Origin of the sequence: Marinicella litoralis, from assembly GCF_002591915.1 — a bacterium.
GTDB lineage: Bacteria > Pseudomonadota > Gammaproteobacteria > Xanthomonadales > Marinicellaceae > Marinicella > Marinicella litoralis.
Map to the genome: position 1 here is coordinate 299,259 of NZ_NIHB01000002.1, position 12,611 is coordinate 311,869.

Sequence of the window (12,611 nt, forward strand, 5' to 3'; positions counted from 1 at the left end):
GGAAATTTTATTGAACCACAACTCAATATACAACCTTTATTCACCTAACCACTTAAGATTGGACCAACAAATGGAATCAAGAATGTGTTTTTTCAAATCGTTTGACGTCTTCCAAGGTGTCAATGCCATGTGGCATCGGCTCAACGGCTGCAGCAGCCACTATGATTTCTCCTGTTTGCAATGCACGCAACTGCTCAAGAGATTCAGTGGTTTCCAGTGTGCTGGCACTTGTTTGTGTGAACCGTTTTAAAAAGTCTACTTTATACATATACAAGCCGATGTGATGTTTGTATTCGACACCCACTGGCATGCTTTTAGGTTCAACAAAACATTTTTGAGACCAGGGAATGGGTGCCCTGCTGAAATACAACGCTTTCTGCTGGTCATCAGTCACCAGCTTGACCACATTGGGATTGAACAAATCATCAAGGTTGTTAATCACTTGATACAAAGTCCCTATGCTGGCATCAGGATGGTTTTGTACCAATGAAATCACTTGATTGACATTGGCTTTCGGAATTCCTGGTTCATCACCTTGATAATTCAACACCCATGTTGAGTCTGACCAACCCATGATTTCGGCACATTCTGCAATGCGGTCAGTGCCCGACTGATGGTCATTACCAGTCATCACGACCTCATGACCTTGCGAGGCAACCAAAGCATGAATTCGTTCATCATCAGTGGCTACCACCACTTGCTTGGCGCCCAATTGATTGGCCGCTTCTATGGCCCATAAAATCAATGCTTTGCCTTTGAGTTCAATCAATGGTTTACCAGGTAAACGGGTTGATGCAAAACGAGCAGGAATACACACCACAAATTCCAATGGTTTCATTTCATCACCTTGTCTATGATTTGATTCAATGCATTAACTGTGGTTGCTGGAATCACCGCTTTTACTTTGACCACCCAAACATTGGGCAAATTCAATGACTCACATTTAACCGCATCTTTTTCAGTAATCAATACCATGGTTTCTTCATGCCCTTTAAAATCGGTTGCAGTGAAATTGTGATGATCAGGTAATGGGTGCTTAATGATGGCCATACCCACATTTGATAACAATGAAAAGAATCCATTGGGATTGGCAATTCCAGCCATTGCCACCACTTTTTGATTGCGAAATTCAGCTGAATCTTTGGTGTTTTGTGCATGGTTCAATTGGTGGATGCAATCGATGGCCAGCTCATAATGGTGCTGACCTTCAAACTTGCCTTTAAACACCACCAAATCCACTGAATTCAATCGTTCCAAGGGTTCGCGCAATGGACCGGCAGGCATCATCAAATGATTGCCTGTGCGCCACTTGGCATCCAGCATCACAATTTCTGCATCCCTGCCCAACGCCAAATGTTGCATGCCATCATCTGACACCACCACATTGACCGAGTAATTTTTAATCAAGGCTTTGGCCGCTTTAACCCTGTCCTTACCCACCATGACGGGGAGCTGGGTCCGTTTGGCCATCAACAAGGGTTCGTCACCCGAAGCCAACGGATTGGCATTGGGCGTAATGTACATGGGCTCAACTTTTCGCGTGCCCCCATAACCTCTTGAAACGATTCCTGGCTTATAACCCAGTGACTTTAAATGGTTGGTCAACCAGATGACCATGGGGGTTTTGCCCCCGCCGCCAGCAGTGATGTTACCAACTATTATTACCGGCACTTTAAGTTGATGGGTTTTGAACACCCCCCATTGGAATAATTTAGACCTGACAGACACCACAAATGAGAACAAAGCTGCAGCCATTTTTGCAAACATCCCTACTTTGCCACCACCATACCATCGCTGTCTGATTTTATTTTCATTCATCGCCATGATGACTTCCATCCATCGACAACATTTGGCTTTGCTGTAACTGGGCATAAATACCAGGTACAGCCATCAATTCTTGGTGGGTACCCACTTGTACCACTTGACCTTGATTTAGCACCACCACTTTATCCACATTTTCAATGGTTGAGAGTCTGTGCGCAATCACCAAGGTCGTTCGGTTCTGCATCAAGTGCTCCAGTGCATCCTGAATGTGTTTCTCAGACTCGGTATCCAAAGCTGAAGTGGCCTCATCCAATATTAACAAGGGGGCATCTTTCAAAATGGCTCGTGCGATGGCTATGCGTTGTCTTTGCCCGCCCGACAGCCTGGTGCCATTATCACCCAACTCAGTGTCTAAGCCATGATCCAGCTGATTGATAAACTCCATTGCGTTGGCTTGTTCGGCGGCTTGTATTATGGCTTCATCGCTACACTCAGCTTGGGCACCGTAAGCAATGTTGTTTCTCACCGTGTCATTGAATAAAACCACTTCCTGACTGACCATAGAGACATGGTCTCGCAGACTTTCCAGGGTGAATTTTTGAATGTTTTCGCCATTGATCAAAATTTGACCAGCAGAAACGTCATAAAACCGCGGCACCAAATTAACCAAGGTGGATTTACCACCACCCGATGCACCCACAAATGCAACACTTTGTCCCGCTTCAACAGTCAAGTTAATCTGCTTCAAAGCGTGTGATTCGTCACTGTATGAAAAATCAACATCTACAAATTCAACCTGCACTTGCTCTGCTTTTAGAGTAACTGTTCCCAAGTCAGCTTCTGGTTTCTGTGCCAGCACGTGCATCACACTGTCTGCCGCCGCCATGGTGGTTTGGATGGTTGACATCACCGAGGTTAGGTTTTTTACCGTTGGCATCAAAGCCAACATGGCGCTTAAAAACGCCATGAAATCAAACGCATCTATACCGGAACGAGCCGCCATATACATAATGATCGACAAAGCGACTGCCACCAACATCAGAACCACAGATGACAGCACTTCTTGACTGGCCACAATTTTGACTTGCAGTTGTCGATTGTTTTTGATGTTGGCCGCAAATTGTTTGCTTTCAGCATCCTGTCCTTTGAATATTTTTACAATTTTATGACCCTTGACCACTTCCTCTACTGTCTGTGTAATATCAGCAATTGAGTCCTGTATGCCATGACCAATTCTTCTGAATCTTTTGTTGATCATTCGAATGATGAATGCCACCAATGGAAATACAATAAAAGCAACCATGGCCAACTGCCATGAAAAATAGAACATAACCCCCAGAAAGAAAACTATGCTCAAGGCTTCTCTGATGATAATGACGAAGTTTTTAGACACACCATTGGCCATTTGCTCAATGTCAAATGTCATGCGCGAAATCAAGCCACCTGCTGAATGTTCATCATAAAATTTTTGTGGCATCCTGAGGTACTGATGAAACACTTGTTGACGCAAATCATTGATGATTTTTCTGCCCACCCAAGTGAAACCATAAGCAGCCAAAAAGTTACCGATGCTGCGCAGTAAAAAGATACCAATGATGATCAACGGGATGTATTTAACCCACAGGCTGTTGTCGTTAGAAAAACCCTCTCTTAAAATGGGCGACAACAGACCTGCAAACAGTCCTTTCATGGCTGCATCAATAGCAGCACCAATGATGGCAATGGCAAACACCAATCGATAAGGTTTTACGTACTTCATTAAACCGAAGTAAGTCAGGTTGCTGTTTACTTTACTCACTGCTTGTCACTGATTTGAGTGGTGGCCATGGATACTTTTTCAAACCCCATATTGCCCAATACATCCATCGCCATAATGACGTGTTTGTGAGCTGCATTGGCATCGGCTTTGATGATGACTGGCATGTCCCTGGCATCTTCAACAATTTTTTGTAATGCATTTTTTAAGGTGTGATTTTGTGCATTGATTAATTCATTGTTGTTGACAAAAAACACCCCTTTTTGACTAATAGAAATAACCAAATCTTGAGCTGCTGATGTCACCGGATTGGCGCTGGCCTCTGGCAGTTCAATTTTAAGCTTGGCTTGTTTTTCAAAGGTGGTACTGACCATAAAGAAGATCAACAGCAAAAACACCACATCAATCAATGGTGTGAGGTTCAACTTCCGGTTTTCATTGTCTTGGTTTGAAATTCTCATCCGCTTACTTTTTACTGATGGCGTCGATTAGTTGCATCACCTGTTGTTCCATAACAATGGTTTGGTCCGCAATTCGATTTTTGAAATACCGATAAAACAGTACAGCAGGAATGGCCACAATCAAACCAGCTGCCGTGGTCGTCAGGGCTTGTGATATGCCACCTGCCAGTTGATTGGCATTGCCTACTCCAAATTCCATGATATTAGCGAAAACCTTCATCATACCTATAACTGTTCCGAGTAATCCCAACAAGGGAGACACCTCGCCAATCACATTCAACCAATTCAACGGTTTTTCCAACTGATAAGATATGTGCCTGCCGGCGTCTTCAACCGACTCAATGATCTCTTCTCTGGGATCCATGCGCTTACGCAAAGCAGCAGCCATCAAATACCCCAATGGCGATGTTTCTGCCAATTGTTCAATGTGTTTTTGATCTAAGTTTTTCTTTTTTGACCATTCGATAACCTGACCAGGCAATTGTTCTGGTATGATTTCCTTGTTTCGAAGGCTCCAAAATCGCTCTCCGACAATCATCATGGCCAAAGCCATAAGGATCAACAGGAATATCATCACAATACCACCACTGCTGACTATTTCAAACATGCAAGCTGCTCCAAAATATGGTGTCTTTCTGCCTATTATTCATTGATTTAATGAAAATCAGATACACAAGACTTATTTGTAAATAGCGCACCGACTGTTGATTCACCTGAGCCAATCAATCAGTTCGTTCCGCTGTAAAGTTTGCCGTATTGTAACGGCTGAATCATAAATTTTCTGTAAAAAAAGCACACAACGTTTCAGCCAGCATCATTGGCTGAAACGTCATTTAAGTCTAATCAATTACCAATGCACACCACGCATTAAACTGGCAAAAGCCATTTGTTCTGGCGAAACCTCACGAGGAGAGTTGCCAGATTCGCCCTTGGCTGCCGATGAATCTGGGAACATATTGAATGCAGTGTTCATCATGACTTCCATTGATTTTGGCGCCACAGCATGCATCACTTGCGCAAATATACCCAGTCTGGTGGCTACCCTTTGAGGTCTTCTGATGATGGCGTCTTTGATAAACAAGGCCGATTCCTCTGGAGAAATGGTGGGCACATTGTTATACATTTTGGTCGGAGCAATCATCGGTGTTCTGACCAAAGGCATGTTGATGGTGGTGAATGCCACATTCAAGTCATTGTATTCAGCTGCCGCACAGCGTGCAAAGGCGTCCAATGCAGCTTTAGAAGCCACATAAGCTGAAAACCTTGGGGCATTGGTTAGCACACCAATGGATGAAATGTTAATCACATGTCCAGATTTGCGTTCGGCCATACCTGGTAAGAAACCCATAATTAACCGCAGTGAACCAAAGTAGTTCAAGTCCATGGTGCGCTCAAAATCATGAAAACGATCATAGGACAAAGCAATCGAACGACGGATTGAACGTCCTGCATTGTTAACCAAGATATCTACACCGCCCAAATCTTTCAGCACATCTTTAACCAATTTTTTGGCTGACTTTTCATCAGACAAATCGGCAGTATAAGAACTGACTTTGACCCCTTTCTTTTTCAAATCTTTGGCTGTTTCATCTAATTTTTCTTGGCCACGGGCCACAATAATCAAATGGGCACCCGCTTCGGCCAGCATTTCAGCCACAGCCAAACCAATGCCTGAAGTAGCACCTGTTACCATCACGCGTTTGTCTTTAACCCGGCCGGACAGTGAACGATCTATAAACAAATCAGGATCCAAGTTACGTTCCCAGTAATCCCATAACCGCCATGCGTATTTTTTCAGTTTCGGCAGTTTAATACCCGAACCTTTCAATGCTTTTTGCGTTTCTCGGTCATCAAAGCGAGTTGGGTAATTGATGAACTTTAAAACCCCGGGAGGAATCCCTAAATCGTTGAATATTTGTGACCTGATGCGTTTAACTGGAGACAGCATCATCAAGCCTTGTTTAACGGCACCTGGAATGAAGTTAAAAATGCGTGCATCGACTCGCATATTCATTTGTGGTGCATTGGCTGCATCAGCAAATATATTCAAAACAGTACCAATTCGCCTTGGGTTTGAGTCTGTGATATGAAAACAACCACCATCCAAGCCTGGCTTGTGCGAAATGTGATCCAACACATCCACCACATAATCCACTGGTACCATATTCAATCGACCGCCTTCGATACCCATCATTGGCATCCATTTGGGGAAAGTATTGCGCAACTTTTGGATCAGTTTAAAGAAATAATAAGGGCCATCAATTTTGTCTATTTGACCTGTTTTTGAATGCCCCAGTATCATTGCAGGACGATAAATTCTGAATGGGATTTGGCAGGTGTGCCTGACCACTGCTTCAGATTCATGTTTGGTTTTAAAATACGGTTGATCAATGCCTTCCGCTTCTTCGAACATGTCTTCACGGAACACACCGGGATACAGGCCAGCTGCAGCAATCGATGAGACATGATGGAAGCACTTGGCTTTGATTGCTTCTGCCAAATGCACTGCATGTGAAGTACCATCGACATTGGCGGCCATTTGTTCTTCCAGACCAGCCGTCATGTCGTAAATAGCTGCCAAATGGTAAAAGTGTTTGATTTTACCCATCATCAGGTCTTTGTTCTTTTTACTGACACCCAAGCTGTTTTTGGTTAAATCTCCAGTAATCAAGTCAATGCGCTTCATCGGCGCATCCATTTCTTCAAGCATATTTTTTAGTTTGGTTTTTGAACCGGACCTAACCAACAAATATATGTGCCCCGATCTTGCAAACAATTTTTCTAACAAGTGTCTCCCAACAAAGCCAGTGGCACCCGTAATAAAATATGACATTAATTTTCTCCCGTTAATTTGATTGACCCATGATTTAAAATCGTGTCAAATGATGCTAATACAATTTTCTGATTATCTTACCATGACTGAATTAAATGATGCATTTGAGAATGCGTTGAAAGACATAAAAAAATTAACCACCCGGCCTGATGATGCCACCATGTTGAAACTGTATGCCCTGTACAAACAAGGCTCTGTAGGTGATGTAAAAGGTGACAAGCCTGGATTCTTTGATTTTGTTGGCGCAGCTAAATACGAAGCTTGGGAAAAAAACCAAGGCATGAGCACCGATGAAGCCAAACAACAATACATCGATTTGGTCAACAAGCTCGGAAGCTGAGTGAAAACCAAAGAACGAATTTTGCACACGGCCTTGGAATTGTTCAACGAAGAAGGCGAACCCAATGTAACCACCAACCACATTGCAGATGAAATGGACATCAGTCCTGGTAACCTCTATTACCACTTCAAAAGCAAAGACGACATCATATGGCAAATCTTTTTGCAATATGAAAAGAAAATCAAAGAGGTGTTGGCTTCTCCTGACTTGAACCATGCTTCAATGAAAGACATGTGGCTGTATTTAAATATGGTGTTTGATGTCATTGTTGAATACCGCTTTTTGTACAGAAACTTGATTCAGCTGATGAACCGCATAGAATTTCTGAAAAGACATTTCAGACACATCCTGGCACTCAAGTCACAAAAAGCACTGCTTATCCTAGAACAGTTACGCAACGAAGGAACCTTATCAGCAGACCAAAGAACCACCGCCAACCTCGCAGATCAAATCGCCCTCACCTCAACTTTTTGGTTGAATTATTCAGTGGCTATCTTTGATGACAGCTTTGATGAACAGAAAAAACTGTCGCACGGTATTTTTCATATCCTGCAAATGATTGCGCCATTCTTAGATGAAAAACAGCGCGCCTTCTTAGATGAATTGTCTAAACAATTTTTAGATTGAATCAACTGGCAGATTGGGTGCCAGGAATTTTTTCAATCAAATCATCACCAAGCAACATACTGGGTGTTTGGTATCCAGAGGCATCGGCATAATCATTCAACAAAGCTTGTGCCACCATCACCGAACCATCGGCAGTAATCTCGTAACCATTGGCCACTTCAATTCGATAATCTTTGACATCGCCTGCGGCATTTTTAACTTCACCCCACACGAATGTGGTTAATTGAGCTCGGGTGGCTTCATCAGGTCCTTTGACTTTCTTTTCAATGCGTTTTTTTAGCAACTTTTGTACCAAACCCAAACCTAAAATGGGTTTGAACCAATTCATCCGTTTAAGCTGTTTGACCATTGCTGGAGATCCTGGAATATAGACTTCAATATTGGGTATTTGGGTGTTGTGATACGCAGTTGAGACATCACCCCAAGGAATCGTCATGGCCAGTTTTTCACCACCACCAAAATCAATTTTACGGGTTTTGGCTGCCAGCGGTACCGCAACGATTTTACCATCCACCCTGACTTTGCCGCCTTGTGGCAGGGCTTCAACAGATGTTTTGGCAGTACCTGGGCTGAAACCTGAGCGTGAATCAAATCCCAAGGACAAATGTGTTGCATCAGGCATCAGCGCTTTCAGTTTGGCAGCCACACAATCAGTTGGAATCACATCGAAACCCACTCCTGGACACAATACCACACCACGCACTTTAGCCGCTTCATTTAAACTGGCTGCCATTTCAAACACATCGATTTCACCGGTGATGTCAATGTAATGCGCTTGTTGTTTTAAACAAGCTTGCATCACCACTTCAGCCGTTTGCGAAAAGGGACCCGCACAATTCAACACCAAATGCATACCACTCAATAAGGCATCCGAATTATCCAGCATCTCGATATTGAACACCCGATGATCCAGACCATATTGTTCTGCCAGTGCTTTGACTTTTTCATCACTGCGGCCTGCCACCACTGGCTTCATCCCCGCTTTGACTGCCCGCTCGACAATCAACTGGCCAGAATATCCTGTGGCTCCATATATCATCCAGTTTTTGCTGGTCACATTATTTGTGTTCATTGGAACATCCTCTTGATCATTTTGACTTTTTGTTTGAAAAAATAGTTAGGAAACCACCGAGATAGGCGGTATTGCCATTGAGTCGTGCTGTCACACAACACCATAAATTGTTTGTTGTCAATTGAGGCTAATATCATGTTAGCCACATCATCGGCAGTGTATTTTGATTTCGTCATCCAACGATTGATTTGGTTTTTAATTTTATCATCCGTGTTTTGCATTGATTCAACCAGGTTGGTTTTGAAAAAGGCCGGACAAATCACCGAAACATGAATGCCCGCTTCGGCCAATTCACAGCGCAAAGTTTCACTCAAAGCCAATACACCTGCTTTTACCACATTGTATGAAGCCACTCCTGGTGCCAATGCCACGGCGGCAAATGAGGCCACATTAACAATGGCCGGATCCGCGCTTTTTTTCAGTTGGGGGATAAAAGCTTGGCAGCCTCGCACCACGCCCATCAGGTTTATTTGCCATTGGCGGGCCCATTCTTCCTCTGTTGAATCACAAACAGTCCCTTGCGAACCTACACCGGCATTGTTAACCAGCACATCAACACGTCCAAAATGTGCCATCACTTGATCCTTTAACTGCAACAACCCACCTGCTTGACCGACATCACAGTGAAAATAAGCAGCTTCTACTTGATGTTGTTTGATGGCTGCTACGGCTTGGTTACCCGCCTGTTCTTGTACGTCTGCCACTGCAATGTCATATCCTTGTTGCGCTGCTGCCAAAGCCAATGCTTTGCCTAAACCACTGGCCGCACCAGTAATGACCATCACTCTGTTATAATCTTTGCTTTTATTCATGGCTGCATCATATCAAAAAAAGCGAACATTCACTCGCTTTTTGCTATAATCGTCAAAAATACCCTGAGATCAATCATATGCCCAAACAAAGTTTCAGCCAAATGCTGACTGACATTGACACCATCATAAAACAACAAGTGATTCCACTCGAACCGTTGTTTTTATCACAACAATGGGAACAACTGTATCAACAAATGGATCAAATTCGCTTGCAGGTCAAAGCGCAGGGGTTGTGGGCACCAAACTTGCCTGATTCAGTTGGCGGTATGTCTTTAAGCATCCGTCAATTGGGACAAATTTCAGAAGTCACTGGGCAGTCACCCTTGGGACATTATTGTTTTGGTTGCCAAGCACCTGATGCCGGTAATGCCGAGTTATTACACATGTATGCCAATGAGTACATCAAGACAAACTTCTTGCTGCCCTTGGCCCAAGGTGAAATCAGAAGTTGTTTTGCCATGACCGAACCACACACCGCTGGTTCTAACCCAACCTTATTGGACACAAGTGCAGAATTAATTGATGGTCAATGGGTCATCAATGGCAGAAAGTGGTTTACCACGGCAGCAGATGGCGCCAACTTTACCATCGTCATGGCCGTTACAGACCCAGATGCGCCCAAACACCTCAGGGCCAGCATGATCATCGTTCCACTGGATAACCCAGGCTATCAAAACCTCCGCAACATACCGGTGATGGGTCACTCTGGTTCTGGCTATTATTCACACAGTGAAATTGAATTTAAAAATTGTAAGGTACCAGCCAATCACCTGATTGGAGAACAAGGACAAGGATTCAAAATGGCGCAACAAAGGTTGGGTCCTGGACGAATTCATCATTGTATGCGCTGGATTGGCATTGCCAATCGCTGTTTTGACTTGATGTGCCAACATGTTTTACAGCGACAAATCACGCCCACAAGTACCTTGGCAGATCAACCCGTCATACAAACTAAAATTGCTGAATCATATGCAGCCATCAACGCCTCAAGGTGCTTGGTCATGGAAACGGCAAAAATCATTGACGAACAGGGCTTTGATGCCGCCAAACACCACATATCGATGATTAAATTTGAAGCAGCCAACATGTTACAACTGGTGGTAAACCATGCGTTGCAATCGATGGGCGCATTAGGAATGACCGACGACAGCATCATCGCCTTCTTCTATCGCGAAGAACGGGCCGCACGCATTTATGATGGCCCTGACGAAGTACACAAACTCTCTTTGGCCAAAAGCCTGCTTAAAAAATACCTATGAACCTCAGCTACGAAACCTTTTTACAAGAATTTGAGGCCTTGATCGGTGATGAATGGACGTGTATTTTTGACATGTACCATAAAAAATTGAATTTAAAAAACCGCAACATTGCGACCAAGAAGTTCAAAACCATCATTGAAAGCGTTTTTAAACTGTCCCACACCAAAGGGTTCCAAGCGATGACCTTGCGAGACCTCAGCCAAGAATCTGGTATCAGCATGGGTGGCTTGTATAAATATTTCTCCAACAAAAACCAAATTGCAGAAATGATTCATGCCGCTATGATACACATGGCAGAAACTTGTTTAAAAATAAAAGAATACAGGCACTTGGATCCTGTGTTTGAATTGAATGAACTGTTGGCCAGGCATATTTACATCAGTGAACGACTGAAAAAATGGTTTTATTTTGTTTTTATGGAATGTAAGAGCCTGGATCGAGAATTGCTTAACACCATCATGGCATCTGAACAATTTATGGGGGAAGCGATTTTAGAACGAATCCTCGACGCCAATAAACAAAACCTCAGTCAATGTACCAATCCTGATTTTGTTTCTGCCATGCTCAAAGCCATGCTACAAGATTGGTATTTAAAAACATGGAAGTACCAACAAAAAAACATCAATGCCGATCAATATGTTGCCAACTTATTGCTCTCGGTTTATCAACTTATCCAGGTGAAATAATGAATTCACAACAACAGCATAACATCGCCCAATATTTAAAAAAACATTTGAAGACCCATGGCGAACTTCACTTCAAAGCATTTAAAGGCGGTGCCTCAAACCTAACCTACTCGGTCAAAGATGACGCCAATGAGTGGATCATGCGAACCTCACCACCAGGCACCAAAGCCAAAGGTGCACATGACATGCAACGTGAATTCGATTTATTACAACAATTGAATCCAGTGTTCCCCTTATGCCCTGAAGTTGTTTTGTTGTGCCAAGATTCGACGGTCTTTGATCGTGATTTTTATTTAATGCAACCCATCAATGGCATCATCATTCGACAAAAGTTACCGGCGATTTACCAAAATTCAGATTTAAGCGCACTGTGTAAAGAGTTGATCAAAGTACAGCATCAATTACACCAAGCACCCACCGACCAGTTGCAGCGGTTCAATAAGGGGCCTGGCTATATCGATCGCCAAATTTCAGGTTGGATACACCGTTACTCTCGAGTGATACCGGCACAAGACATGGCCGAACCGGTGATCAAATGGTTGGTAAACAATCAACCCGAAGACCACCGTCAATACACCCTGATTCACAACGATTATAAATTTGACAATGTGGTATTCGATCAGCAAAACACCAGCCAAATCATTGGTGTATTGGACTGGGAAATGACCACCATTGGTGATCCTTTGATGGACCTTGGTTGTTCATTGGCTTACTGGTTCGAGGCCACAGATCATGAACTGTTGAAACAAATCAGTATGATGCCGACCTATTTAGATGGCATGCTGACTCGCGATGAAATGGTCCATCAATATTGTTTGGCCAGTGGCCAATCCATTGACAATTACCATTATTATTATATTTATGGCTTATTCAGGCTGGCAGTGATACTCCAACAAATTTACTACCGCTATGAAAAAGGCCAAACCGACAATCCTGCCTTTAAACCGCTGGGAATGATCCGTGACTTGGTCCTTAAACAAGCGCTGACACACCTTACCTGA

13 protein-coding genes are annotated in these 12,611 nt (G+C 43.4%); 5 read left to right on the top strand and 8 right to left on the bottom strand.

Annotated elements, in window-relative coordinates; genetic code table 11:
- Positions 1-76: 76 nt before the first annotated feature.
- The 6 genes from kdsB to CCS90_RS07805 form a co-directional block, all read right to left on the bottom strand.
- Positions 77-838 carry a 3-deoxy-manno-octulosonate cytidylyltransferase gene (kdsB, locus tag CCS90_RS07780; RefSeq protein ID WP_211336985.1) on the bottom strand — a complete coding sequence of 254 codons (762 nt, stop codon included), beginning with the start codon at positions 836-838 and terminating at the stop codon, positions 77-79.
- Entirely contained in the window at positions 835-1,872 is a 1,038-nt protein-coding gene (gene lpxK, locus CCS90_RS07785) for a tetraacyldisaccharide 4'-kinase (protein WP_099018980.1), read from the bottom strand. The genes kdsB and lpxK overlap by 4 nt, the downstream gene beginning before the upstream one ends.
- Complete coding sequence (gene msbA / locus CCS90_RS07790) at positions 1,811-3,562, bottom strand: lipid A export permease/ATP-binding protein MsbA (RefSeq protein ID WP_133566444.1); 1,752 nt, start codon at positions 3,560-3,562, stop codon at positions 1,811-1,813. Before msbA ends, lpxK begins: the two co-directional genes overlap by 62 nt.
- Positions 3,559-3,981 carry an ExbD/TolR family protein gene (locus tag CCS90_RS07795; protein WP_099018982.1) on the bottom strand — a complete coding sequence of 141 codons (423 nt, stop codon included), beginning with the start codon at positions 3,979-3,981 and terminating at the stop codon, positions 3,559-3,561. Before CCS90_RS07795 ends, msbA begins: the two co-directional genes overlap by 4 nt.
- A gap of 4 nt (positions 3,982-3,985) precedes the next feature.
- Positions 3,986-4,588, bottom strand: a complete 603-nt coding sequence (locus tag CCS90_RS07800) for a MotA/TolQ/ExbB proton channel family protein (protein ID WP_099018983.1) — start codon at positions 4,586-4,588, stop codon at positions 3,986-3,988.
- A gap of 240 nt (positions 4,589-4,828) precedes the next feature.
- Positions 4,829-6,814, bottom strand: coding sequence for an SDR family oxidoreductase (locus CCS90_RS07805; RefSeq protein ID WP_099018984.1), 1,986 nt, complete (start codon positions 6,812-6,814; stop codon positions 4,829-4,831).
- 82 nt (positions 6,815-6,896) lie between these two features.
- Here CCS90_RS07805 and CCS90_RS07810 point away from each other — a divergent pair, with 82 nt between their 5' ends.
- Both CCS90_RS07810 and CCS90_RS07815 read left to right on the top strand, forming a co-directional pair.
- A complete protein-coding gene (locus CCS90_RS07810) occupies positions 6,897-7,154 on the top strand; it encodes an acyl-CoA-binding protein (protein ID WP_099019447.1) in 258 nt (85 codons plus the stop codon).
- On the top strand, positions 7,155-7,781 hold the full coding sequence (locus CCS90_RS07815) for a TetR/AcrR family transcriptional regulator (RefSeq protein ID WP_099018985.1): 627 nt from the start codon (positions 7,155-7,157) through the stop codon (positions 7,779-7,781).
- Between the two features lies 1 nt (position 7,782).
- On the opposite strand, the gene CCS90_RS07820 is transcribed toward CCS90_RS07815, so the two are convergent.
- Together CCS90_RS07820 and CCS90_RS07825 are read right to left on the bottom strand one after the other, a co-directional pair.
- Positions 7,783-8,853, bottom strand: a complete 1,071-nt coding sequence (locus CCS90_RS07820; protein ID WP_099018986.1) for a saccharopine dehydrogenase family protein — start codon at positions 8,851-8,853, stop codon at positions 7,783-7,785.
- Positions 8,850-9,665 carry an SDR family NAD(P)-dependent oxidoreductase gene (locus CCS90_RS07825; protein WP_099018987.1) on the bottom strand — a complete coding sequence of 272 codons (816 nt, stop codon included), beginning with the start codon at positions 9,663-9,665 and terminating at the stop codon, positions 8,850-8,852. Before CCS90_RS07825 ends, CCS90_RS07820 begins: the two co-directional genes overlap by 4 nt.
- Before the next feature lie 77 nt (positions 9,666-9,742).
- Between CCS90_RS07825 and CCS90_RS07830 the strand changes: the two genes are divergently transcribed.
- The 3 genes from CCS90_RS07830 to CCS90_RS07840 are packed head-to-tail and all read left to right on the top strand — an operon-like array spanning position 9,743 to position 12,611.
- Positions 9,743-10,924 carry an acyl-CoA dehydrogenase family protein gene (locus CCS90_RS07830; protein ID WP_099018988.1) on the top strand — a complete coding sequence of 394 codons (1,182 nt, stop codon included), beginning with the start codon at positions 9,743-9,745 and terminating at the stop codon, positions 10,922-10,924.
- On the top strand, positions 10,921-11,610 hold the full coding sequence (locus CCS90_RS07835) for a TetR/AcrR family transcriptional regulator (RefSeq protein ID WP_099018989.1): 690 nt from the start codon (positions 10,921-10,923) through the stop codon (positions 11,608-11,610). Before CCS90_RS07830 ends, CCS90_RS07835 begins: the two co-directional genes overlap by 4 nt.
- The gene (locus CCS90_RS07840; protein ID WP_162846753.1) at positions 11,610-12,611 is read left to right on the top strand and encodes a phosphotransferase family protein; all 1,002 of its coding nucleotides are present in this window, start codon (positions 11,610-11,612) and stop codon (positions 12,609-12,611) included. Before CCS90_RS07835 ends, CCS90_RS07840 begins: the two co-directional genes overlap by 1 nt.